This is a genomic window from Halomonas sp. SCS19, assembly GCF_040147015.1.
GTDB lineage: Bacteria > Pseudomonadota > Gammaproteobacteria > Pseudomonadales > Halomonadaceae > Halomonas > Halomonas litopenaei.
The window spans coordinates 3,725,523-3,748,114 of sequence record NZ_JAMSHN010000001.1; the positions used below are offsets into that span (position 1 = coordinate 3,725,523).

Annotated in this window: 22 protein-coding genes and 1 riboswitch; of the genes, 18 read left to right on the forward strand and 4 right to left on the reverse strand. The window is 65.7% G+C overall.

The window, feature by feature from the left end:
- From NFH97_RS16150 to NFH97_RS16160, 3 genes are read left to right on the forward strand one after another with little or no spacing between them, the layout of a single operon-like run.
- Positions 1-297 (forward strand): YeaC family protein, encoded by a 297-nt coding sequence (locus NFH97_RS16150; protein WP_045994422.1) that lies wholly within the window; start codon positions 1-3, stop codon positions 295-297.
- A complete protein-coding gene (locus NFH97_RS16155; RefSeq protein WP_409996284.1) occupies positions 281-1,117 on the forward strand; it encodes a DUF2797 domain-containing protein in 837 nt (278 codons plus the stop codon). The genes NFH97_RS16150 and NFH97_RS16155 overlap by 17 nt, the downstream gene beginning before the upstream one ends.
- A 51-nt stretch (positions 1,118-1,168) precedes the next feature.
- Positions 1,169-1,849: a glutathione S-transferase family protein gene (locus tag NFH97_RS16160; protein WP_349625124.1), complete on the forward strand. Its 681-nt coding sequence runs from the start codon at positions 1,169-1,171 to the stop codon at positions 1,847-1,849.
- Between the two features lie 118 nt (positions 1,850-1,967).
- Here the strand turns inward: NFH97_RS16160 and NFH97_RS16165 are convergent, their stop codons facing one another.
- From NFH97_RS16165 to NFH97_RS16180, 4 genes are all read right to left on the reverse strand, one after another.
- A complete protein-coding gene (locus NFH97_RS16165; RefSeq protein ID WP_349625125.1) occupies positions 1,968-2,426 on the reverse strand; it encodes a hypothetical protein in 459 nt (152 codons plus the stop codon).
- Positions 2,427-2,440: 14 nt separating this feature from the next.
- On the reverse strand, positions 2,441-3,757 hold the full coding sequence (locus NFH97_RS16170) for a sulfite oxidase (RefSeq protein WP_124803927.1): 1,317 nt from the start codon (positions 3,755-3,757) through the stop codon (positions 2,441-2,443).
- A gap of 191 nt (positions 3,758-3,948) precedes the next feature.
- Positions 3,949-5,070 (reverse strand): PA0069 family radical SAM protein, encoded by a 1,122-nt coding sequence (locus NFH97_RS16175; RefSeq protein WP_349625126.1) that lies wholly within the window; start codon positions 5,068-5,070, stop codon positions 3,949-3,951.
- Positions 5,071-5,249: 179 nt separating this feature from the next.
- A complete protein-coding gene (locus tag NFH97_RS16180; protein ID WP_349625127.1) occupies positions 5,250-6,818 on the reverse strand; it encodes an arylsulfatase in 1,569 nt (522 codons plus the stop codon).
- A 651-nt stretch (positions 6,819-7,469) separates the two neighbouring features.
- Between NFH97_RS16180 and gltS the strand changes: the two genes are divergently transcribed.
- The 15 genes from gltS to NFH97_RS16255 all read left to right on the forward strand — a co-directional run bounded on the left by gltS (position 7,470) and on the right by NFH97_RS16255 (position 22,568).
- A complete protein-coding gene (gltS, locus tag NFH97_RS16185; RefSeq protein ID WP_349625128.1) occupies positions 7,470-8,678 on the forward strand; it encodes a sodium/glutamate symporter in 1,209 nt (402 codons plus the stop codon).
- A gap of 437 nt (positions 8,679-9,115) precedes the next feature.
- Positions 9,116-10,150, forward strand: coding sequence for a nicotinate-nucleotide--dimethylbenzimidazole phosphoribosyltransferase (cobT, locus tag NFH97_RS16190; protein ID WP_502878717.1), 1,035 nt, complete (start codon positions 9,116-9,118; stop codon positions 10,148-10,150).
- 58 nt (positions 10,151-10,208) lie between these two features.
- Positions 10,209-11,189: an adenosylcobinamide-phosphate synthase CbiB gene (cbiB, locus tag NFH97_RS16195; protein WP_349625130.1), complete on the forward strand. Its 981-nt coding sequence runs from the start codon at positions 10,209-10,211 to the stop codon at positions 11,187-11,189.
- Positions 11,186-12,373, forward strand: coding sequence for a threonine-phosphate decarboxylase CobD (gene cobD / locus NFH97_RS16200; RefSeq protein WP_349625131.1), 1,188 nt, complete (start codon positions 11,186-11,188; stop codon positions 12,371-12,373). Before cbiB ends, cobD begins: the two co-directional genes overlap by 4 nt.
- Positions 12,370-12,990, forward strand: a complete 621-nt coding sequence (locus tag NFH97_RS16205; RefSeq protein WP_349625132.1) for a bifunctional adenosylcobinamide kinase/adenosylcobinamide-phosphate guanylyltransferase — start codon at positions 12,370-12,372, stop codon at positions 12,988-12,990. Before cobD ends, NFH97_RS16205 begins: the two co-directional genes overlap by 4 nt.
- Before the next feature lie 13 nt (positions 12,991-13,003).
- Positions 13,004-13,789 carry an adenosylcobinamide-GDP ribazoletransferase gene (cobS, locus tag NFH97_RS16210; protein ID WP_487563941.1) on the forward strand — a complete coding sequence of 262 codons (786 nt, stop codon included), beginning with the start codon at positions 13,004-13,006 and terminating at the stop codon, positions 13,787-13,789.
- Positions 13,741-14,379: a histidine phosphatase family protein gene (locus tag NFH97_RS16215; protein WP_349625134.1), complete on the forward strand. Its 639-nt coding sequence runs from the start codon at positions 13,741-13,743 to the stop codon at positions 14,377-14,379. Before cobS ends, NFH97_RS16215 begins: the two co-directional genes overlap by 49 nt.
- A complete protein-coding gene (locus NFH97_RS16220; RefSeq protein WP_349625135.1) occupies positions 14,331-14,846 on the forward strand; it encodes a bifunctional adenosylcobinamide kinase/adenosylcobinamide-phosphate guanylyltransferase in 516 nt (171 codons plus the stop codon). Before NFH97_RS16215 ends, NFH97_RS16220 begins: the two co-directional genes overlap by 49 nt.
- A 129-nt stretch (positions 14,847-14,975) precedes the next feature.
- Positions 14,976-15,220: riboswitch (cobalamin riboswitch) on the forward strand.
- A gap of 170 nt (positions 15,221-15,390) precedes the next feature.
- Entirely contained in the window at positions 15,391-17,337 is a 1,947-nt protein-coding gene (locus tag NFH97_RS16225) for a TonB-dependent receptor domain-containing protein (protein WP_349625136.1), read from the forward strand.
- Positions 17,334-18,251: a cobalamin-binding protein gene (locus NFH97_RS16230; RefSeq protein ID WP_349625137.1), complete on the forward strand. Its 918-nt coding sequence runs from the start codon at positions 17,334-17,336 to the stop codon at positions 18,249-18,251. Before NFH97_RS16225 ends, NFH97_RS16230 begins: the two co-directional genes overlap by 4 nt.
- The gene (locus NFH97_RS16235) at positions 18,232-19,248 is read left to right on the forward strand and encodes an iron ABC transporter permease (protein WP_249742949.1); all 1,017 of its coding nucleotides are present in this window, start codon (positions 18,232-18,234) and stop codon (positions 19,246-19,248) included. The genes NFH97_RS16230 and NFH97_RS16235 overlap by 20 nt, the downstream gene beginning before the upstream one ends.
- Positions 19,249-19,257: 9 nt before the next feature.
- A complete protein-coding gene (locus tag NFH97_RS16240; RefSeq protein WP_213229592.1) occupies positions 19,258-20,163 on the forward strand; it encodes an ABC transporter ATP-binding protein in 906 nt (301 codons plus the stop codon).
- A complete protein-coding gene (gene cobO, locus NFH97_RS16245; protein WP_213229594.1) occupies positions 20,105-20,755 on the forward strand; it encodes a cob(I)yrinic acid a,c-diamide adenosyltransferase in 651 nt (216 codons plus the stop codon). The genes NFH97_RS16240 and cobO overlap by 59 nt, the downstream gene beginning before the upstream one ends.
- A gap of 12 nt (positions 20,756-20,767) precedes the next feature.
- Positions 20,768-22,231, forward strand: a complete 1,464-nt coding sequence (locus tag NFH97_RS16250) for a cobyric acid synthase (protein WP_349625138.1) — start codon at positions 20,768-20,770, stop codon at positions 22,229-22,231.
- Between the two features lie 97 nt (positions 22,232-22,328).
- Entirely contained in the window at positions 22,329-22,568 is a 240-nt protein-coding gene (locus NFH97_RS16255; protein WP_108448894.1) for a DUF2188 domain-containing protein, read from the forward strand.
- Positions 22,569-22,592: the final 24 nt, after the last annotated feature.

A 22,592-nucleotide genomic window follows, 5' to 3' on the forward strand; every position in this document is an offset into this window, starting at 1 on the left:
ATGAGCGACATGACCTTCGAGCGAATGATTTCCCAGATGACGCCGTCGATCTACCAGAGCCTCAAGCAGGCGGTGTCGCTGCGCAAGTGGCCGGACGGGCGAATGCTGACGGCCGAGCAGATCGAGCTGTGCATGGAAGCCGTGATGCGCTACGAGCACGACAACAATGTGCCCGAGGAGAGCCGCATCGGCTACCTGGAGCAACGCACCTGCGGCGCTGGGCCCGGTGGGCCATCGAGCAGTGCCGGGGTTTCCGAAGACATGGCGGGGCTCGCCCGGGATGCTAGTCGTGACTGAAGTACTTGCCCACGGATGTCTGTCCAAGATGGGGGTCGAACCCGACTCCCCCGCGCGCTACACCCTCAAGGCCGGCGAGAACCGTCTGCCGCTCAATGACTACCTGGGCCGCACCCTGCGTCTCGAGTGGAGCGGGGCGATCGCCTGTACCCACTGTGGGCGTGCGACCAAAAAGAGCTTCGGACAAGGCCACTGCTATCCCTGCTTCAAGCGCCTGGCCCAGTGCGACAGCTGCATCATGAAGCCCGAGCTGTGCCACTTTTTCGAGGGGACCTGTCGCGAGCCCGAGTGGGGCGAGCGGTTCTGCTTCCAGCCTCACGTCGTCTACCTGTCCAACGCTTCCGGGCTCAAGGTCGGGATCACCCGCAATACGCAGATGCCGACGCGCTGGCTCGACCAGGGCGCGATCCAGGCGTTGCCGATCCTCGAGGTGGACAGTCGTCAGCAGTCTGGCTTCGTCGAGGTGCTGTTCAAGAACGAGGTGTCGGATCGCACCAACTGGCGGGCGATGCTCAAGGGGCAGGTCGAGGAACTGGATCTGGCCGCAGAGCGCGACCGTCTGCTGGAGAGGCTGTCGGCGGGGCTGGGCGATCTACGTGAGCGCTTCGGCGCCGATGCTATCCGTCCCCTGGACGGCAGCCCACGACGCTTCGACTACCCGGTACTGGAGTACCCCACCAAGGTCACGTCTCATAACCTCGACAAGAATCCGCGAGTCGAGGGCACCCTGATGGGAATCAAGGGCCAGTATCTGATCTTCGATACCGGAGTGATCAATCTTCGCAAGTACACCGGCTACGAGATGTCGCTGGCGGCTTGATCAACGTCACCGGCAGCGACAGGCGCTGCCAGCGACCCAGGGAGCGCTGTCATGTACGTCCTGCATATCGCCAATCGACAGACGTCGTCGTGGTCGCTGAGGGCCTGGCTGACCTTTCGCCAGCTTGAGATTCCCTTCGAGCTGGCCTTTCACCCCTTCGATGAGCAGGGCAACAGTCACGCCGACTTTCGTCGGTTTTCGCCCTCGGGGCGAGTTCCCTGTCTGCATCATGACGAACGGGTGGTGTGGGACTCGCTGGCCATCATCGAATACCTGGCCGAGCGTCATTCTGGGATCTGGCCTGAGCATGTGGACGCCAGGTGCTGGGCCAGAAGTGCTTGTGCCGAGATGCATTCAGGTTTCAGCGCGCTCAGGCAGCAGTGTGCGATGCACTGCGCGCTGCGCGTACGCTTGAACGAAAAGACGCCCGAGTTGCTGGATGACCTGCATCGGCTGAACGAACTGTTTGAAGACGGCTTGACGCGCTTTGGTGGACCTTACCTGTGCGGCGAGCGGTTTAGCGCCGCAGACGCCTTTTTCGCCCCCATCGCCTTCAGGATGCGAACCTACGACCTGCCCATGGGTGGCCCGTCTCGCGACTACCTCGAGCGACTCCTCGCCTTGCCCGCCATGCGCCAATGGCAAAGCGAGGCGGTTTGCGAGCCGTTCCGTGAGTTGCCTCTCGAGGCGCAGATCCTCGCCAGCGGCACTGTGCTCAAGGACTTGCGCTGAAGGATCTGCGCTGAAGGATCTGTATTAGGGCATCTGACTATCTGTCAGAGCATACGATGCCCGATTCCGCTGTCGCAGAACCGGGCCGATCAGCCGCCTTTCGACCGCGTCCGTTGTTTCAACCTTCTGCGCTGGTCTCGTTGGCCTGTGGTGCCGGCGGCATCAGATGCTTGGGCAGGTTCTGCCGCCTGGCATCGGTCCTCGGGCCGTAGTGGGTCGACAAATAGTCGAGGATGGTGGCTTCCATTTCGGGATTGAACTGCCACAGGCCCTGAGTCTCCTGCATCCAGTCGATCAGGTAGGCCCAGTGCTCGCGTGACCCCCTGTTCTGGGTGACCAGGGCGGCGGAGTGGCAGACGGTGCAGTTGCCCTTGACCGTCTGCCAGCCCTCGGCCATCACGAACCCGCTGTCCGGGTCGGTCTCGAGGGGGGCATCTGTGGCTTGCCCAGAGGCCTCGCCTGTCGATTGAGCCAGGCCAAAGGGGCTGAACAGCACCGCGCCGAGCAGCAGGCCGGTCATCAAGATCGGGCGGGCCGACGACCACGCCCTATGCCTTCTGGTGGTACGAATTCCCATGCCAGTCTCCTCCCTCAGCCGACCTGAACCGCGATACGGTGACAGGCGTTGTTGAGGTAGCCCTTGGGGTTCCAGCCGGGCACCACCATGGGCTGGGACTGGCCGTTTTCGTCCACCGCCCGGGCCCACACCTCGTAATAGCCTGGCTCGGGGAACTCGACCTGGGTGGTAAAGCGCTGCCAGGCGAGGCGATTGGGTGCGTCGTTGAGGCTGGCCTTCTGCCAGGTGGCACCGAAGTCGATTGAGGTGTGTACCTCGGATACCGACAGATCCCCCGCCCAGGCGTGGCCGCGCACCTCCATCGGCTGGCCCTGGGCGTGCTCGATCCCTGATCGCGGGTAGGTGATCAGGGACTTCACCGGCATCGACTGGATGGTGACGAAGTCTTCCTTGGCCACCTCAGTGCCCGGTGCCACCGGGTTCGCCGGCACGCTGTAGGAGGGAGGCGCCATCTTGGCCCCATCGTGCTTCTGGTTGCGTACGACGATCTGCTTGAGCCACTTGCCCGAGACCGAGCCCGGCCAGCCGCCGCACACCAGGCGCAGCGGGTAGCCGTTCTGGTAGGGAATGTCCTCGCCGTTCATCGCCCAGGCGATCAGCGACTCGTCCTCCAGGGCCTTTTCCATCGGCACACCGCGAGAGATCGCTTCCTTGTCGGCGGCGCCGCTGGCATGGCGATCGGCGCCGTAGTAACCGATATAGACGGCGTCGTCGGCGATGCCACAGGCCTCCAGCACATCGCGAAGTCGTACCCCGGTAAAGGTCGGGCAGGCCACCGCACCGGTGGTCCACTGGTTGCCGCTGGCGGCGGGGACGTACTCGCTGCGACCATTGCCGCCGCACTCTACCTGAAGCTGGTAGGTGTGCTCGGAGAAGCGCTCCTTCAGCTCGGCGATGGTGAAGGTGGTGGGGTTCTGGCACGACTCGCCGGTGATTTCCAGCGTCCAGGTGGCGGGATCGATCTCGGCTCGCTCCGGGGGCAGGCCGTTGTTGCGCACGAACATGTAGCGCGCCGGGGTAATGTCATCGTCGAGCAGATGGGCCGGTGTCTCGGCGTTGATCGGACGGTCGTTGAGGACCCTCAGCCCCTCCTTGCCCTCGATCTCGAAGGCTTCGTCGCTCTGGGCCAGGGCTGCGGGTATCAGGCCTCCCGGCATGAAGCGTGCGAAGGGAATGCTGGCGCCGAGTACCGCGCTCATGGCCAGCAGGCTGGAGCCGGTGAGAAATCCACGACGGCTGACGGGATCCACCTGCCGCCCCCACAGCTTGCGATCGGCGTCCACGGGATCCTTGGCGTAGAGGGCGTGCAGGCCCTTGGTCTGGCGGCGCATGCAGAACTCCTTATATTTTAATTGTAGGTCGTTATTCCAGAGGATCCTTGTAGCGTAGGTGGTGGCACCGGCGGCAGCCAGGGACAGTTGGAAGGCGGCAATGGGACCAGCGCTGGCGCATAGCGGCCTGGAGGCGGTGGCGTCTCGCGAGGCTTTATCCGAAACGTCGACTAGCGAAGGTTGGACAAGCCTCAGAATAGTGACCCCTGACGGTGGGGCGGCCTGAAGCTCTCGGTATCAAGCTCACTATCAGTATCAAGACCGCTATCAAGGCCGCTATCACTACGTCGTGACAGGCCCAGGCGACGGCAGGCCTTGCGGAAGCGCTGATCGAGCAGTTCGGCGAAGACGCCCTGGCCGCGCATGCGGTGGCCGAAGCGACTGTCGTAGTCCTGGCCGTTGCGGCACTGGCGAATCAGGCTCATGACCTTGCCGGCGCGCTCAGGATAGTGGGCCTCGAGCCAGGCCTCGAACAGCGGCGCGACCTCGCGTGGCAGGCGCAGCAGCATCCAGCCGGCGGTGCTGGCGCCGGCGTCCCTGGCGGCCTGAAGCAGGCGCTCCAGTTCATGGTCGGTAAGCCCGGGAATCACCGGCGAGACCAGGGTGCCCACCGGCACACCGGCATCGGCAAGCTCGCCGATGACCCTGAGTCGGGCCCGGGGTGAGGCGGTGCGCGGCTCCAGTTGACGCTTGAGTTCGGTGTCCAGGCTGGTGAGGCTGACCATCACCCGCACCAGGCGGCGGCTTGCCAGTTCACTCAACAGGTCCTTGTCGCGCAGGATCAGCGCGCTCTTGGTCACCAGGGTGACCGGATGACGCCACTCCAGCAGCCGTTCGAGCAGTGCCCTGGTGGTTCGGTGTTCGGCCTCGATGGGCTGGTAGGCGTCGGTGTTGCCGGACAGGTTGATCGGACGGCAGACGTAGCCGGGCTTGCACAATTCCTCGGTGAGGCGTTCCACCAGGCCGGTGCGGGCGATCAGGCGGGTCTCGAAGTCGAGACCGGGTGACAGGTCCCAGTAGGCATGACTGGGCCGCGCGTAGCAGTAGATGCAGCCATGTTCGCAGCCACGGTAGGGGTTGATCGAGCGATCGAAGGGCAGGTCTGGCGAGCGGTTCCACGACAGCGCGCTCTTGGCGCTCTCGGTGGCGGTGACGGTGGCGATGCGATCAGGCGTTGCCTCTTGCCACCAGCCGTCGTCCACCTGTTCGCTTCGGGTGGGAGAAAAACGATTGGCGGGATCATAGGTCGCGCCTCGGCCCTTCAAGGGGCCTGTAGCGCTTCTTTGCTGGCCGTCGTCATGATAGTGATCCATGCCTGCAAGGCTAGTCGAATACTGTCTATATATCCAGTAGTGTGATGTCTCGAACGAACGCGGAGCAGAGCTATGGGCTGAATAAGGAGATAAACGGGGGCTGAACAAGAGCTGAACGGGGAGCACAACGGCAAGAGGCCGCCCAAGGGCGGCCTCCTGTCGGCTTACAGGTGGAAGCGTTACTGCTTCGGCGTAAAGGAGCCGGCTTCCTGACGCTGGGGATATTCCTCGAAGGTGGCCATGAAGTCTGCCACGATCTTGCCTACCGGGCCGAAGGCGTACATGCGACGCAGCTGCCAGTCGTCGTAGTAGGAAGAGTCTTCCGGCGCCATCTCGAACGGATCGGCACGCAGGTCGATCAGAAGCGGTGCCTTGAGCGGCGTCTGCTGGCGGCGCCACGCATCCATGCCCTCGTGCTCCTGGATGCTGAAGTGTGCCTTGTACTGGCCGAAGCGCACCGCACCCAGGGAACCATCATCGACGAAGGCGAAGAAGGTGTCGCGCGGCCACTCGCCGGCGTCCTCGGCGCCAGTCAGGTGGGGCAGCATGTTGTAGCCATCCAGGTGCACGTTGAAGTCCTTGTCACCGGCGGTGTAACCGTCAAGCAGCTGCTCCTTGATGTCCGGAATGCCAGCGGCGGCGACGAGGGTCGGGAACATGTCCTCAAGTGAAAGGATCTCGTTGGACACCTGGCCTGGCTCGATCTGCCCCGGCCACTTCATCATGAACGGCACGCGGATGCCGCCTTCCCAGGTAGTGGCCTTCTCGCCACGGAAGGGCGAGGTGCCGCCATCTGGCCAGGTGAACTTCTCGGCACCGTTGTCGGTGGTGTAGATGACGATGGTGTTCTCGTCGGCACCCAGTTCCTCGAGCTTGTCGAGCAGTTGGCCCACCAGGGCGTCGTGCTCGGTCATGCCATCGGCGTAGACGCCAAGTCCGGTGCGGCCTTCACTCTCTTCCTTGAGGTGGGTGAAGATGTGCATGCGGGTGGTGTTGTACCACACGAACCAGGGTGTATCGGAGGCTTCTTGGCGCTCGATGAAGTCCTCGGTGGCGGCCAGGAATTCCTCGTCGATGGTCTCCATGCGCTGTTGGGTCAGCGGGCCGGTGTCCTCGATCTGGCCATCGGCGGAAGAGCGAATGACACCGCGGGGGCCGAACTGTTCACGGAAACCAGGATCGGTGGGATAGTCGGGATTTTCCGGCTCTTCCTCGGCGTTCAGGTGGTAGAGGTTGCCGAAGAATTCGTCGAAACCGTGATTGGTCGGCAGGTACTCGTCGCGATCGCCGAGGTGGTTCTTGCCGAACTGACCGGTGGCGTAGCCCATCGGCTTGAGGATCTCGGCGATGGTCGGATCTTCCGGCTGCAGGCCGAGCGGGTCGCCGGGCATGCCGATCTTGAGAAGACCGGTACGCTTGGGTGACTGACCGGTGATGAAGGCAGAGCGACCGGCGGTACAACTCTGCTGGCCATAGGCGTCGGTGAAGCGGATACCTTCTTCGGCGATGCTGTCGATGTTGGGCGTGGTGTAACCCATCATGCCGCTGTTGTAGGCGCTGGTGTTAAACCAGCCGATGTCATCGCCCATGATGACCAGAATGTTGGGCTTGTCTGATGACGCCTCGGAAGAGGTTTCTTCTTCGGTCGCGGACGCTGGCTGAATGCTGGCTGCCAGGCCGACCGCAGCAATCGATGCCGCCACGATGCCCTTCCAGGGCGAAGGTATTGCCGACGAATACACTTTCATGATCGTTCCCTTAAATTAAATGATGTCATTGACATGGCATTGATACAGCGGAGTGATGTGTTGGCCTGCTCTCCTTGCTGGTCGACGTACGGCTTGCTGGTCAGGTCCTGACAGCCGGCGCGTGAAGGCCGGCGGTATCGTTGTATTTCCTCCGATCCTCGTCCGCTGGGCTGGAGCCAGGGGGAAGGAAGGCTGAGTCTGCTGGCTCAGCTAAAAGTGTGCCTTGATGGGCGTGCAAGACAGCATAGTAAACGATCATTGCTTGTGCATGACCAACTTCCCCGAGCCTGCCCAAAGGGCGGTCTCATTTGCTTTGCCATCGTCGACTCGACTGTCAGGGTGCCAGTGACCTCGCCCTCTGTGTCGTTGGTCGTCGCCCTCTGTGTCGTTGGTCGTCGCCCTCTGTGTCATTGGTCGTGGCCCTTGGCACCTTCTCCCTTGGCTGAGTTTGAACCGCTGTTTCTGCCTGGACCCTCCCTCGGGTGGGGCGGACCTCTGAGGACACAAGAGGGAGCAAAAGCTTGCTCCACGACAAATAGGCCCCTCTCATGCCTGAATGTTTGTCCAGTAGTCTAAGGGCGGACACCTGGCGTAGCCGCACCGAGAGTCACCAGGAGGGTGTCCTTCGAGGGCGAAGGAGAGCGAAGGCAGATGAATATAGGCTTGAACGCTGCGGAAACAATGGCGCTGGCGCTGGTCCTGCTGATGGTGGGCATTCAGCTTCGGCGCCGGGTGGAGTGGCTCGAGCGCATGTGCGTACCGACGCCGGTGGTCGGGGGCATCGGCTTCGCCGTGCTGGTATGGCTACTGCGATCGATGGACGTGCTGACGCTGGATCTGGACACCAGCGTTCAGGATCCGATGATGATCGCCTTCTTCGCCACGGTAGGGCTCGGTGGCAGCCTCTCGGTGCTGGCCAGGGGCGGGCGTTCGCTGGTGATCTTCCTGTTGACCTGCTGGGCCCTGGTGCTGGTGCAGAATGGTATCGGTATCGGCGTCGCCTCGATGATCGGGCTCGACCCCCTGATCGGCCTGATGGCGGGCGGGCCTTCGCTGGAAGGCGGCTTTGGCGGTGCGGCGGCCTTCGGGCCAGAGGCGGAAGCGCTCGGTGCCGACGGCGCCCTGACCGCCGCCATGACGGCGGCTACCTACGGTGTCATCACCGGTAGCCTGCTGGGCGCGCCTCTCGCCCGCTGGTTGATCGAGCGGTTCAAGCTTCGCATCGAGGCCGAGGAGGTCGGCGGGCTTGCCGATCTGCACGAGGAGCACCTGAGCGAAGATGATCAGACGCTGACCCCGCATCGGGTACTGAAGGCCATGGCGGTGGTGGTGCCGGTGATGGTCATCGGCCTGGCCTGTCGCGAACTCATGAAAGAGAAACTCGGCATCGTGCTGCCAAGCTACGTCGGGGCCATGTTCGTGGCCATCGTGCTGCGCAACCTGAACGATCACCTTCGCCTGGTCGAGGTCTCCGAGCGTGCCATCAATCTGATCGGAGAAGTCAGCCTGGCGATCTTCCTGACCATGGCCATGATGAACCTGAAGATCTGGCAGTTGCAGGGCATGGGACTTGGCCTGGCGCTGATCCTGATGATCCAGACGCTGGTGATCGTTGCCATCGCGGCGCTGGTGGTCTTTCGTTCGCTCGGCAGCAACTACGACGCCGCCGTACTCTCCGCCGGCTTCATCGGCTTTGGCCTGGGCGCTACGCCCAACGCCTTCGCCAACATGGGCGCCGTCTGCGACCACTACAAGGTGGTATCGAGCAAGGCCTACATCATCGTTCCGCTGTGTGGCGCCGTCCTGATCGACATGGTCTCCGTGCCCGCCATCACCTGGTGTCTCAACGTCTTTGCCTGAGGTCACGCTCGAGCGGTTTCACCAGTAGAACCGTTTCATGAATAGATACCGACGCCGTGCCCACCCGGGCGCGGCGTCGGTCGTCCTGTCGAATCATGATGAATGCGGGGGCCTCGAACGGGGCTCGAACGGGGTTTGAATGAGGCAAGGCGACCTGCAGCACGACCTGCAGCACGACCTGCAGCATAGACGCTGGATCTCGGATCCGTTCCCGAAGGAAGATCGCCTTTCGGTGATCTGCTAAGCTCGGCGGCTTGTTGCCCGCCTGTTCGCGTGTCGGAAGGCTCGGGCGGTCTTTTTCTTATTCGCCGCCCGGGCGGCGTTTGTGCCATCAGGATATCGCCGTGCGTGACCAGCCCTCGTCCTCGTCTTCTACCCCCGCCTCGACGCTTGACTCGCCCCTCGACTCGCCCCTTGCTTCAACTCTTTCCACCAATATTGGCCGCATTCCTTCGCTGGACCTTGAGGCCCGCCGCCTGGCCTGTGCTCGTCTCGATAACCTGACCAAGCCCCCCGGCAGCCTGGGTCGACTCGAGAAGCTCGCTGCGGATCTGGCGGCGATGACAGGAGAGCCGTTACCCCGGGTCGACCCTGCGGCCATCATCGTGTTCGCCGCAGACCACGGGGTGGCGGCGGAAGGCGTGTCGGCCTTTCCGCCCTCGGTCACCGCCCAGATGGTCGCCAACTTCGCCCGCGGGGGCGCCGCCATCAACGTTTTCGCCCGCCAGATCAATGCCCGGCTCGAGGTCGTCGACGTTGGGGTGGCCACGCCCAGCGACCAGGTGCCGGGTGTGGTGCTCGATCGGGTGCGGGCGGGCAGCGGCAATATCGCCTGCGAGGACGCCATGAGTCCCGACGAAGTAGAGGCGGCGCTTGAGGTCGGCATTCGTGCCGTCGAGCGCGCCCGCGCTGCGGGTGCCCGCTGTGTCATCCTGGGGGAGATGGGCATCGCCAACACCACCGCAAGCAGCGCTCTGCTGGCCGCCTTTACCGGCCTTTCCGCCGAGGAGGTGGTGGGGCGTGGCACCGGTATCGATGATGCGCGTCTGGACCACAAGCGCAAGGTCATCGCCAGGGCGCTGGCCCGGGGCACTGGCGATACCGCCCTCGATACCCTGGCGCGTCTGGGCGGGCTCGAGATCGCCGCCATGGCGGGGGCCTGCCTGGCCGCAGCGGCGGGTCGCACGCCGGTGCTGGTGGACGGTTTTATCGCCACGGTAGCGGCCCTTGCGGCGACTCGGCTGGCGCCTGGCGTGCGCGACTACCTGGTGTTTGGCCATCGCAGCGATGAGGCCGGTCACGGTGAGGCGCTGGCCGCACTCGGCGGTGAGCCGCTGTTGTCGCTTGGCCTGCGCCTGGGCGAAGGCAGCGGCGCGGCCCTGGCCTATCCGCTGCTCGCCAGTGCCTGCGCCATGCTCAGCGAGATGGCGACCTTCGCCGACGCCGGAGTCGAGGGTGGCCCGTCGGCATGAGGCGAGCAGACGTCGTGAGAGTCGATGACGACAGCGCGGCCAGGGGGTGGTGGTTCCCATGACGCTGCCACCACTGAGTCCCGAGTTGCTGGTGTTGGTGCTCGCCGCCCTGGTGCTGGACCTTTGGCTGGGGGATCCACGCTGGCTGCCGCATCCGGTGGTCGGCATGGGCCGACTGATCGGCGCCCTGGAAGCGCGGCTCAACCGTGGCAGGCCGCAGGCGCGCAGAGCCAAGGGCGTGGTGCTCACGCTGGTGGTGGTGGGGCTTGCATGGACGCTGGCCACTTTGGCGATTGGCCTTGCCGGTGTCGTCTCGCCCTGGCTGGCGCTGGTGGTGGAGGGCTTGCTTTTGTGGACCTGCCTTGCCTGCCGGGGCCTGGTGCACGCGGCCCGCGCGGTGGCCACACCGCTGGCAAGGGGCGATCTGTATCAGGCGCGGCGCGCGGTCTCGGCCATCGTCGGGCGCGATACCCGGGAGCTTGACGAGGCAGGGGTGAGCCGAGCGTGCGTCGAGAGCGTGGCCGAAAATACCGTCGATGGCATCACCGCACCGCTGTTCTGGGCTCTGCTCGGCGGTGCGCCCCTGGCCTTGGCCTACAAGGCAGCCAATACTCTGGATTCCATGGTCGGTCATCGCAATGATCGCTACCGCGAGTTCGGCTGGGCCTCGGCTCGCTTCGACGATCTGGTCAACCTGCTGCCGGCTCGGCTGACGGCGCTGGCCATGTGGTGTCTTGCTGCGGTGGTTCCGGGGCTGCGCAGGCGCGGCGCCTGGTCGGCGACGTGCCGGCAGGCACCGGCCCACCCCAGTCCCAACGCCGGCTGGCCGGAGGCCATGGTGGCCAATCTGCTCAGCGTCGAGCTGGGCGGGGTAAACCGCTACGGCGATCAGATCAGCGACCGGGCGCGGCTGGGCTCGCCCACCGAGACGTTAAAGGCGCGTCACATCGACGCCGCGATTCGCTGTCTCTACGCCGGTACGGCGGGCGTGCTGACACTGCTGGCCTTGATCATCCTGGTGCTGGAGGCCGTGCGATGACATCGACCCACACTCGGCACCTGAGCGACACAAGCGCGTGCCAGACGCCAACGCAGGGCCAGTGCTCTTGCTGGCCTGATCACGGCGGCCAGGGCGCGGCGCTGCTCGACAGACTTGGCCTGCCATCGGTGGCACCGACCATGGATGTGAGCGCGAGCCTCAATCCGCTGGGCCCGCCGACCTGGCTTGCTGATTGGCTCGCCCGCGCCATGAGCGAGGTGCGCCACTATCCTGACCCCGAGCATCGGGACGCCGTGGCGGCCCTGGCGGCGTCTCTGGGGATAGCGCCACCGTCGGTGGTGTTGACCAATGGCGGCGCCGAGGCGATCCACCTGGTGGCCCGGGCCTATCGTCGCGCCCGCGCCTTGATCGTCGAGCCGACCTTCGGCGAGTACGCCCGGGCATGCCGCCTCAACGACATCGAGATCGAGTGTTTGCAGCTCAGCGGAGATAACTTCCGGCTGGACGTCGAGGCGCTCTCGGCGCGCCTTGCCGCTGTCGATCTGGTGTTTGTGTGTCGCCCCAACAATCCCACCGGCACGCGCCTTCCCAGAAGTGACGTGGAAGCGCTGGTGGCGGCGGCCAGGCGCAGCGACACCCTGGTGGTCATTGACGAAGCCTTCGTCGACTTTGCCGACGACGAAGCCCCGCTCACCGATCTGGTGGAGCAGGGCGAGCCGCTGGTGTTGTTGCGCTCGCTGACCAAGTTTTACGCCCTGGCGGGGCTGCGGCTTGGCTATCTGGTGGCGTCCCCGCAGCGCTGTCGGGCGCTGCAACACCATCAGGTGGCCTGGAGCGTCAACGGCCTGGCTGCCGCCGTAGTGCCCGAGCTGCTGGCCGATGGCGACTTTGCGCGTCGCACGCGCGACTGGCTTCACTCCGAGCGTGCCTATCTGACGGCAGGCCTGCGCGATCTGGGCCTGACGGTGGTGGACTCCCAGGCCAATTTCGTGCTGTTCAGGCCGCCGGGCCAGGCGTCGCAGGCCAATGGCGAAGCCTTGTTAGCGTATCTGGCCCGTCATGGCTGTCTGGCTCGCCACACCCACACCTTCAACGGGTTGGACGGCGCCTGGATTCGCGTGGCGCTGCAGCGCCGAGCCGACAATGATCGCCTGCTCAGATGGCTCGGAGAATGGGTTGGCGACTGGCTCGGCGACGCCCAGTCTCTTGGAGAGCATCGATGATCGTCTTTGTCAGCGGTGGCGTGCGTTCGGGCAAGAGTGACGTGGCCGAACAGGCGGCGCTGGCGCTCCACGCCGACAAGCTCCAGAGGAAGCTCTGGTACCTGGCAACCGCCAGGGCCGAGGAGGGCGAGATGGCCACGCGGGTGGCGCGCCACCAGGCCCGGCGTGACAGCCGCTGGCATACGCTGGAGGCACCGCGGGACCTGTTGGCCGCCTGGCGTCAGGTGGGCGCAGGCGACACCGTGCTGCTGGATTGCCTGACGCTGTGGTCGAGTCAGCGCCTGTTTGCCGACGGCCTCGAGCGTGACGCCCGGCGCGCTGCGGCGAGAGACGCCTTCAACCAACTAGCAGCGCTGCTCGCGGACGCTCGCCGACGTGACATCGCGCTGGTGGTCGTCTCCAACGACCTCAACGAGGAATTGCCGCCGAAGGACGCCCTGGTGCGCTGGTACCTGAGCGAGCTCCAGCGTCTGCACCTGCTGTTGGCGCGGTGCGCCGATCGGGTGGTGGAGGTGGTCGCGGGGCAGACCATCGAGTGGAAGCCGGCGGGGGAACGTACCGCTGACGTGAGGGCAGGGGCGGGCAACAGGCTGGGTAGAGGAGAACCGAGTGAGTGATCTAAGGCCACGAGTGCTGCCGGCACTGGCCGGGCTGGGGTTGGCGATCCAGTTTCTTACCCGGATACCGTTGCCGGTGATGATCGACTGGAACGGCGCCAACCGCCGCTGGGCGGCGCGTTGCTACCCGCTGGTGGGGCTCTTGATCGGCGTGCTGCTGGCCGTGGCCGCCGCGCTGACCTCTGCGCTGCCCACGCCGATCCAGGCACTGGTGCTGCTGACGCTGTGGGTGGCGCTGTCCGGTGGGCTGCATCTGGACGGCGTGATGGACCTGGCCGATGCGCTGGGCAGCAATGCGCCGCTCGAGCGCCGCTGGCAGATCATGAAGGACCCGCAGGTCGGCAGTTTTGGCGTGCTGGCGCTGGTGTTCCTGCTGGCCTGGAAGGCGGTCCTGTTGTGGTGGTGGCTCACGACCGATGGGGCTCTGCTGTGGCTGGTCGTGGTACCCGCCCTGGCCAGAGCCAGCGCGGTGGCGCTGCTGATCGGCGTACCCGCCGCTCGGCCCGAGGGACTCGCCTATAGCTGGCAGCAGGGCCTTGGCTGGCACGACCTGGTGCTTGCCCTGGTTCCTCTTCTGGTGGTTGTTCCTGCGGGACTGCTGCTGGCGCCGGGCGGGGCGAACGTGGCCGGGCTGGTGGGGGGTCTGCTCGCCAGCGGGGGCTTTACCTGGGTCTTCGCCCGGGGGATGATCCGAGCCTTTCACGGCATCAACGGCGATATGCTGGGCAGTGCCATCGAGGGAGGAGAACTATGGCTTCTGATGTGTGTCTCGAGCTGGTGGTGGTTCGCCACGGGCTGACCCAGTGGAACCTGGACAAGCGCTACCAGGGCCAGCGCGATATCGAGCTGTTGATGCCCGACGCCCTGGTGGATATGGATCGGTTGCGCCTGGAACTGGAAGGCGAGCGCTTCGACGCCGTGGTGTCGAGCGACCTGACCCGCTGCCGCCAGACCCTGGCCCATATCGCCGAGGGACGTGGCTGGCCGGAGCCTCGCCTGGACCTACGCATGCGCGAGAACGACTTCGGCGAGTTCGAGGGGCGCAACTGGGAAGAGCTCAAGGACGATCCGGTCTACCGGGAGTGGATCGACAGCGCCGGGGAGCTGGCGCCTCCTGGTGGTGAATCCGCCCAGGACCTGCGTGATCGTCTGGCGTTGGCCCTCGACGCCATCTTCGATGCCGCCGTCGAGGCCGGCCACCGACGCGTGCTGGTGGTCACCCACGGCGGGGTGATCCGCGAGCTGCGCCGGGAGTTCGAGGGCGTGCCGTTCTGGGAGGGCGTCGTCGGTCAGGCCGCCGGTCGGCGCTGGACACTCATTCGACAGGCAGAGGGCATCACATGCACGTCTTCATCGGCGGTACCGCGTCAGGCAAGCGTCAGCGGGTAGCCGAGCGCTACCCCGAGGCACGCTGGCGCGACGCCGGCGAGATGATGAGACAGGTGCCCGGTGCGGGCGCTGGTCCCGGCCCCGGTACTGGCGCTGGTCCCGCCATCGACGATGGCGACACCCTCGTCATCAGCGGCTGGCTTGCCTGGCTCGAGGCCGAACTTGGGGCCGGACGTGAGAACGAACGTGAGAACGAGTCAACAAGCGCTGACGATGACCGGCTGGGCCAGCGCTGGCGCCAGGCCTTCACTGGCTGGGCCAGTTCGCCGGGACGGCGCGTGCTGGTGCTTGACGAGGTGGGGCGCGGCATCGTCCCGATGGACCCGGCCCAGCGCCGCCTGCGTGATCTGATGGGCTGGCTGTCCCAGGACGCGGTGCGCCTGGCAAGCCAGGTACACTATGTACGCCATGGCCTGACCATGCGGCTCGATGGGAAGGAGGCTGCCGCAGCGGGCCGAGCGGACTGAGCGAACAGACCCGGCATCGAACCAGTCGAACAAGCCGAACGGCGCTTTTCGTTGACGCCCGCTGTGCCGATTGCTAGCTTACGCGCACTCTCAGGTGCCCCGAAACGTGCCAGCATGACCACGGCGTCAGTCCTTTCTGACGCAAGACGCCGTGGCCAAAAGTAGACACGAGGGGTGAAACGGGAAGTCGGTGCCAATCCGACGCTGCCCCCGCAACGGTGATCGAGTCAAGCGCGCTCACCACGCCACTGTGACAGGGTCCTTGACCCCTGATGCGACCGGACCCTGTGTCCCGCTCAGCCAGTCACGGGAAGGCGAACGCGCCGAACCGTCGAAACGCTTCGATGGTTCATCTCGTCAGCCCGGAGACCGGCCTGAAGAGCCATGCCAAGGGGCGGTGGGGTCCCGACGCGCAGCGCTTGCCTGTCAGTTTGGTGTTCTTGACGCTCCCGGGTGTCCTGTCCAGCGTTCTGTGTCCCCTGTTCGCTCCTCGGCCTTCGAGGGTCTACGCCGTGCGGGTGCGCACGGTGCCAAGGGATACACCATGTCGTCTGCTTTCTTCGCCCCTGCTCGTCTTTCTGTTGCCTGCCGCTCCCGTGGCCTGCGTCTGTGCGTCGGCCTTGCCGCCGCCCCCTGGCTACTGGTGAGCCAGGCCAGTGCCCAGCAGTCCGCTTCCTCCGACGTGACGACCGCCGAGCCGTCCTCCGTCGAACAGGCCTCTATCGAGCCCACCACCGAGCCCGCCACCGAACTCGACCCGCTGGTGGTGTCGGCGACGCTTTCGCCGCGTACCGCCAGTCAGTCGCTGTCCTCCGTCAGCGTCATCGATGAAGAGGCGCTAAGGCGCCGCGATCCGGTCAGCATTACCGACGCCCTGCGTGGCCAGCCCGGTGTGGATATTTCCACCAATGGTGGCTTCGGCAAGCAGGCGAGCGTCTATATCCGTGGTACCGGCAGCACCGCCTCGGTGATGATGATCGACGGTATCCGCCTGCGCTCGGCCACCAATGGCGGGCCTGCCTGGCAGTACCTGGAGCCGCGCATGTTCGAGCGTATCGAGGTGGTACGCGGTCCCCGCGGTGCGCTCTACGGCGCCGACGCGGTGGGCGGGGTGGTTCAGCTGTTCACCGACAAGCCCGATGAACAAGGGCCGACGCCCAGCGTGCAGCTCGGTACCGGCTCCTTCAATACCCAGCGGGCCTCAGCCAGTCTGTCGGGCCGCGAGGGCGGTACCTCCTACCAGTTCAGCGCCACCCGCCTGGACAGCGACGGCACCGAGATTCGCGACGGTGGCGAGGACAAGGCCTACGACAACACCTCGGGTCTGGTGAGTCTGTCCCACACCTTCGACAACGGCGCCAACCTCGGGCTGCTGGGACTGCGTGCCCGCGGCAACAACGAATACGAAGGTGGCGACTCCGACTATGTGCAGCAGGTGGCCGGTGTCTACGCCGAGGTGCCGGTGACCGATATCTGGTCGTCGCGTCTTACCCTGAGCGAGGCCCGCGATGAGCTGGAGGACCACTCCGAGCCCAACGACTTTGGGCCTGGAAGCACCACCGAGTTCGACACCGAGACCCATACCGTTCGCTGGGACAATACCCTGCAACTCGGTGCCCACGAGCTGATCGCCGGTGCCGAGTATCTGGAAGAGAAGGTCGACAGCACCACCGACTACGAAGAGACCAGCCGCGACAACGTGGCGGTGTTTGCCCAGGCATTGATGGACTTCCATCCGTTCTCGTTGCAGGCGGGTCTGCGCCACGACGACAACGAGGCCTACGATGAAGAGGTCACCGGCCACCTGGCGCTGGGCTACGCCCTCGACGATCAGCACACCCTGCGCGCCAGCTACGGTACTGCCTTCCGCGCCCCGACCTTCAACGAGCTGTACTTTCCCGGCTTTGGCAACAGCGATCTTGAGCCCGAGGAGTCCGAGACCTGGGAGCTTGGTCTGCGTGGTCAGTACCAGCGGCTTTACTGGGATCTGGCGCTCTACCAGACCAACGTCGACGACCTGATCGCCAATGAGTCGAGGGATGGCCGCTTTGCCCCCTTCAATGTCGACGAGGCGCGTATTCGTGGGGTCGAGCTTGCCACCGGGCTCGAGCTCGACCAGTGGACCCTGGCGGCCAGCGTCGCCTATACCGACCCGGAAGACCGTGACACCGGCAAGCAGCTGATTCGCCGCGCCAGCCAGACCCTGCGCCTGGACGCCGATCGCCAGCTGGGTGACTGGAATCTGGGGGCCTCCTTCGTCGCCCAGGACCACCGCTACAATGACGTCGACAACGACGAACGCCTGGCCGGCTACGGCACCCTGGACCTGCGCGCCGGCTGGGCCTTTGCGCCGGACTGGAAGGCCAACCTTACGCTCGAGAACGTCTTCGATCGCGAGTACGCCACCTCGCGTGCGTCTGCCTTTCAAGGTGGCTGGGACTACGAAAACCCCGGACGTGCCGCCTACCTGAGCGTCGGCTTCAACCTGTGATCATCCGCCGCTCGCTTGTCTCGGCCAGCATCGGCCTGGTGCTGTCGGCGCTGACCGGTGCCGCCATGGCGTCCTCTTCGCCCGACGGGGACGAGGACATCTGCGTGGTCGATGACACCGAGCGGGAGCTATGCCTGGCGGCGCCGGCAGAGCGTATCGTGGCGCTGTCGCCCAGCGTCACCGAGATGCTGTTCGCGGCGGGGGCCGGCGAGCGGGTGGTGGGGGTAGTCAGCTTCAGCGACTATCCCGAGGCCGCGCGCTCGCTGCCCCAGGTGGGCAGCTACGATCGACTCGACCTCGAGTCGCTGTTGGCGCTTGACCCCGACCTGGTGGTGGCCTGGGCCGGCGGCAATCCCGGCCAGCAGGTTGAGCGCCTGGATGAACTCGGCCTGCCGGTGTTCCGCTCGGACGCCGCCAACTTCGAGCAGATCGCCACGACGCTTGAGCGGTTCGGTCGCCTGGCCGGTTCTGTGGATACCGGCGACACCGCGGCCCGAGAGCTGCGAGAATCGGTAGCGGCCCTCGGCGAGCGCTACGTTGACGCAGCACCGGTCGAGGTCTTCTATCAGGTATGGGAGCAGCCGCTGATGACCGTCAACGGTGAGCACTGGATCAGTCGGGCGCTGTCACTTTGTGGTGGTGTCAATCTATTCGCCGACGAGGCGCCGCTGGTGCCTCGACTGTCGCGGGAGGCGGTGCTGGCCGCGGACCCGGAAGTCATCATCACCGGCGGCATGGGCAAGGCGGACTCCACCTGGCTCGACGCCTGGCGCCAGTGGCCGCAGATGACCGCGGTGGTCCGCGACAACCTCTATTTCATCAACCCCGACCTGGTGCAGCGGGCGACGCCGCGCCTGGTCGAGGGCTCCCGAACCCTGTGCCAACATCTGGACTCTGCCCGTGAGCGCCGCTGACTCCAGCGCTACCTATCGGCCCACCCGGCGAGGTCGTCCGCTGGGTCTGCTGGCGCTGCTCGGTGTGGTGTCGGTGGTGCTGGCCGTGTCGGTGGGCAGCGTCGCGCTGTCACCGATGGAGCTGTGGCTGACGCTGACCGGGCAGGGCAGCCCTCTCCACCAGACCCTGGTGTGGGAGCTGCGCCTGCCCCGTGCGCTGGCCGCCTTCGGTACCGGTGCCTTGCTGGCCCTGGCCGGCGCCCTGATGCAGGTACTGCTGCGCAATCCATTGGCCGACCCCTATGTGCTCGGGCTCTCCGGCGGGGCCTCGGTGGCGGCGCTGTGTGCCATGCTGGCTGGCCTTGGCGCGGCACTGGTCTCGGCCTCGGCCTTTGCCGGTGCGCTGGTGTCGATCCTGGTGGTATTTGGCCTGGCCCACGGCAGTGGCAGCTGGTCGCCGGCACGCCTGTTGCTGACCGGCGTCGTCATGGCCTCCGGCTGGGGCGCGATCATCACCTTCCTGCTGGCGGTCAGCCCGGTAGAAGAGCTGCCGGGCATGCTCTACTGGCTGATGGGCGATATGGCCTACGCCCGCAGTCCCTGGCCGGTACTGGTCATCGCCGCGCTGTCAGCGCTGGTGCTGGTGCCACTGGGGCGGACCCTCAACGTGCTGGCCCGGGGTGGCCAGCAGGCGCTGGCGCTGGGCGTGGCGGTGCGTCCGCTGGAATGGGGGCTGTATCTGGCGGCGAGCCTGGCCACCGCCACCGCGGTGACCACCGCCGGATCGGTGGGGTTCGTCGGCCTGATGGTGCCGCATATGCTGCGCCTTCGCCTGGGTGCCGACCAGCGCCTGATCCTGCCGGCCTCGCTGCTGGCCGGCGGCTGCCTGCTGACCCTGGCCGATACCCTGGCGCGGACCCTGATCGCCCCCCAGCAGTTGCCGGTAGGGGTGATCACCGCGCTGATCGGGGTGCCGAGTTTTCTCTACCTGCTGCATCGCAGTCACGGCAAGGGATAAGGGGCGCGCATGGCTGTCAGACCCGCATCCACCGACCAGGCGCTGCCAGTTTGTTCGCTGTCCTGCGAAGCGCTGGTGATCGACGTGCCCGGCAGGGCGGACGGTCAGCCGCTGTCGTTTTCCATCGAGCCCGGCAGTCGCTGGGGCATCCTCGGGCCCAACGGCGCCGGCAAGAGCACGTTATTGCACACCCTGGCCGGGTTAAGGGCGCCGCGCCATGGGCGCTTGACGCTTGATGGTCAGCCGCTGACCGACTTGCGCCGGCGCGCCGTTGCCCAGCGTCTGGGCGTGGTGTTCCAGGAGCGCCATGACGAGTTTCCGGCCAGCGTGCTGGAGACCGCGCTGATCGGCCGACATCCCTTCCTCAGGGCTTGGCAGAACGAAAGCGAGGACGACGTCCAGCGCGCCCTGGGCGCGCTTGAACGCCTCGATATCGCTCATCTGGCCCACAGGCCGCTGGCGACCCTGTCCGGCGGTGAACGTCAGCGGGTCAGCCTGGCCACGGTACTGACCCAGGCGCCGCAGATCTGGCTAGTGGACGAACCCACCAACCACCTCGACCTGCATCATCAGGTGGCCGCCATGGCGCTGCTCGACGAACAGGCAAGCCAGGGTGCCGCCGTGGTGATGTGCCTGCACGATCTCAATCTGGCGGCGCGCTGGTGCGACCATCTGCTGCTTTTGTATCCCGACGGCGCGGCCTGCTGGGGGCCACGCGACGATATGCTGGTGACGTCTGCCCTCGAGCGGCTCTACGACCAGCCGCTGAGCGTTGCCGAGGTCGATGGCGCCGCCGTCTTCATGCCGCGGGTGGCCTCGTCGCTCAATTCGCCGCGCCCCACCAAGGAAGTTTCCCATGACGCACACGTCCCCTACGACGCCGTCCCCCACGACACAGACCCCGAAAAACGTTGATCCCGAGCGCCACGCCCGGCGCATGGCCGCCAAGCAGCGGATCATGGCCGAGCGCATCGCCAGTGCCGACAAGGAGCAGGGTGTGCTGCTGGTGTTGACAGGCCCCGGCAAGGGCAAGAGTTCATCCGGCTTCGGCATGCTGGCTCGGGCGCTGGGCCACGACATGAAGGTGGGCGTGGTGCAGTTCATCAAGGGCGCCTTTTCCACCGGGGAGGAGGCCTTCTATCGCCGCCAGCCGGGGGTGGCGTTCCACGTCATGGGCGAGGGCTACACCTGGGACACCCAGGACCGGGAGCGCGATGTCGCCGCCGCCGAAGCCGCCTGGGACAAGGCCCGCGAGTTGCTTCAGGATCCCGATATCGCGCTGGTACTGCTCGATGAGCTGAACATCGCCCTGCGCTACGGTTACCTGGATCTCGACCGGGTGCTGGACGACCTGCAGGCCAGACCGGCGATGCAGCATGTGGTGGTGACCGGGCGCCACGCGCCTCAGGCGCTGATCGAACTGGCCGATACGGTCACCGAGATGAAGGTGGTCAAGCACGCCTTCAAGGATCAAGGAATAAAGGCCCAGAAGGGTATCGAGCTGTAAGGGAGCGCTAGCATGGCAACGCTGATGATCCAGGGCACCACCTCGGATGCCGGCAAGTCCACGGTGGTCGCCGGTCTGTGCCGGATGCTGGCACGGCGCGGGTTCAGCGTAGCCCCGTTCAAGCCCCAGAACATGGCGCTGAACAGTGCCGTCACCGTGGATGGCGGCGAGATCGGTCGCTCCACCGCGCTGCAGGCCCAGGCTGCCCGCGTAGCGCCGCACAGCGACATGAACCCTGTGCTGTTGAAGCCCGAAAGCGACAAGGGCGCCCAGGTCATCCTGGCCGGTCGCGTCCACGGCAGCATGGCCGCGCTGGACTACCACGCTTACAAGACCACCGCCCGACAGACGGTGATGGACTGCCATCGCCGGCTGTCCGAGCGCTTCGACGTGATCATCGCCGAAGGGGCGGGCAGCCCTGCGGAGGTCAATCTACGCGAAGGTGACATCGCCAACATGGGCTTCGCCGAGGCGGTGGACTGCCCGGTACTGCTGGTAGGAGATATCGACAGAGGCGGCGTCTTTGCCCAGCTATGCGGCACCCTGGCGCTGGTCAGCGCGTCCGAAAACGCGCGGATCAAGGGCTTTGTGATCAACCGCTTTCGCGGCGATATCGGGCTGCTGGAACCGGGGCTTGAGTGGCTGGCCGAGCGCGAGGCAAGACCGGTGCTCGGCGTGCTTCCCTACCTGCAGGGGCTGTGGCTCGACGCCGAGGACAGCCTGTCGCTGGAGCAGCGGCTTGATCACGCGGGGGGCGACATGCTCAAGGTGGTGGTGCCGGCACTGCCGCGCATCAGCAACCACACCGACCTCGATCCACTACGCCTGCACCCCCGCGTCAGCCTGAGCCTGGTCGGCCCCGACCAGCCGATGCCCGATGCCGACGTCATCCTGTTGCCGGGCAGCAAGAACACCCGGGCGGACCTGGCCTGGCTGCGCAGCCAAGGGTGGGATGAGCGTATCCGGCGTCATCTGCGTTACGGCGGGCGGGTGCTGGGTGTCTGCGGCGGTTTTCAGATGCTGGGGGAATGGATCGACGATCCTGACGGCATCGAGGGCGAGCCCGGCGGCGTCGAAGGGCTCGGGTGGCTTGCCATGTCCACCACCATGCGCCCCGATAAGCGCCTGAAACGGGTCAGCGGGCGCATCGACACCGCCGACGGCTGCTGCAGCATCCACGGCTACGAGATTCATCAAGGCGTCAGCCGGGGCGAGGCGCTTTCGCGGCCACTGATGCGCCTCGAAGGACGGGACGAAGGTGCCGTCAGCCAGGATGGCCAGATCATGGGTACCTATCTGCACGGGCTGTTCGACGGCCCCGACGCCTGCGAAGCATTGCTCGCCCGCCTCGGGCTCCCGCCCGAGGACACCCGCCGGGTTGACCTCGACGCCCACCGCGAACGTCAACTCGACCGTCTGGCCGACGCCATCGAGCAGCATCTGGATATGGAGATGGTTCTGCGCATGATCGGCTGAGGAAGATGGTCCGAAGTGGCGCCCGGCGTAAACTGAGGGGGTGCCACTGCTTTCCCTGTACAGATGGCACCATGGCAACTGCGTCGAGGGCTTGGTCATGAAGGTGACATCGAAACATGTGGTTAGCAGAGACAAGGGATGGGCAGTAAAGACCAGCGGCACGTCTCGTGCCGGCAAGGTTTTCGAGAGCAAGGCTGAAGCCGTGGAATATGCGCGCCGCGCGGCCAGGAAGGAGCACGGTGAGCTATACGTGCATGGGCTCGATGGCACTATCCAGGAGCGCAAGAGCTATCGGCGCGCATCCGAGGCAACCAAGTCTCTGCGCTCGAAGAAGTGACGGCATATGCCATTTGAGCGCAAT

What these genes read in the sequence shown, in the direction of transcription:
- NFH97_RS16240 (WP_213229592.1), top strand. Translation starts at nt 19,258, where the DNA reads ATGGCTGTCAGACCCGCATCCACCGACCAGGCGCTGCCAGTTTGTTCG.
- NFH97_RS16175 (WP_349625126.1), bottom strand. Translation starts at nt 5,070, where the DNA reads ATGGATCACTATCATGACGACGGCCAGCAAAGAAGCGCTACAGGCCCC.
- NFH97_RS16165 (WP_349625125.1), bottom strand. Translation starts at nt 2,426, where the DNA reads ATGGGAATTCGTACCACCAGAAGGCATAGGGCGTGGTCGTCGGCCCGC.
- NFH97_RS16255 (WP_108448894.1), top strand. Translation starts at nt 22,329, where the DNA reads ATGAAGGTGACATCGAAACATGTGGTTAGCAGAGACAAGGGATGGGCA.
- NFH97_RS16220 (WP_349625135.1), top strand. Translation starts at nt 14,331, where the DNA reads ATGCACGTCTTCATCGGCGGTACCGCGTCAGGCAAGCGTCAGCGGGTA.
- NFH97_RS16180 (WP_349625127.1), bottom strand. Translation starts at nt 6,818, where the DNA reads ATGAAAGTGTATTCGTCGGCAATACCTTCGCCCTGGAAGGGCATCGTG.
- NFH97_RS16250 (WP_349625138.1), top strand. Translation starts at nt 20,768, where the DNA reads ATGGCAACGCTGATGATCCAGGGCACCACCTCGGATGCCGGCAAGTCC.
- NFH97_RS16170 (WP_124803927.1), bottom strand. Translation starts at nt 3,757, where the DNA reads ATGCGCCGCCAGACCAAGGGCCTGCACGCCCTCTACGCCAAGGATCCC.
- NFH97_RS16225 (WP_349625136.1), top strand. Translation starts at nt 15,391, where the DNA reads ATGTCGTCTGCTTTCTTCGCCCCTGCTCGTCTTTCTGTTGCCTGCCGC.
- cbiB (WP_349625130.1), top strand. Translation starts at nt 10,209, where the DNA reads ATGACGCTGCCACCACTGAGTCCCGAGTTGCTGGTGTTGGTGCTCGCC.
- NFH97_RS16150 (WP_045994422.1), top strand. Translation starts at nt 1, where the DNA reads ATGAGCGACATGACCTTCGAGCGAATGATTTCCCAGATGACGCCGTCG.
- cobD (WP_349625131.1), top strand. Translation starts at nt 11,186, where the DNA reads ATGACATCGACCCACACTCGGCACCTGAGCGACACAAGCGCGTGCCAG.
- cobO (WP_213229594.1), top strand. Translation starts at nt 20,105, where the DNA reads ATGACGCACACGTCCCCTACGACGCCGTCCCCCACGACACAGACCCCG.
- NFH97_RS16155 (WP_409996284.1), top strand. Translation starts at nt 281, where the DNA reads ATGCTAGTCGTGACTGAAGTACTTGCCCACGGATGTCTGTCCAAGATG.
- NFH97_RS16215 (WP_349625134.1), top strand. Translation starts at nt 13,741, where the DNA reads ATGGCTTCTGATGTGTGTCTCGAGCTGGTGGTGGTTCGCCACGGGCTG.
- gltS (WP_349625128.1), top strand. Translation starts at nt 7,470, where the DNA reads ATGAATATAGGCTTGAACGCTGCGGAAACAATGGCGCTGGCGCTGGTC.
- NFH97_RS16205 (WP_349625132.1), top strand. Translation starts at nt 12,370, where the DNA reads ATGATCGTCTTTGTCAGCGGTGGCGTGCGTTCGGGCAAGAGTGACGTG.
- NFH97_RS16160 (WP_349625124.1), top strand. Translation starts at nt 1,169, where the DNA reads ATGTACGTCCTGCATATCGCCAATCGACAGACGTCGTCGTGGTCGCTG.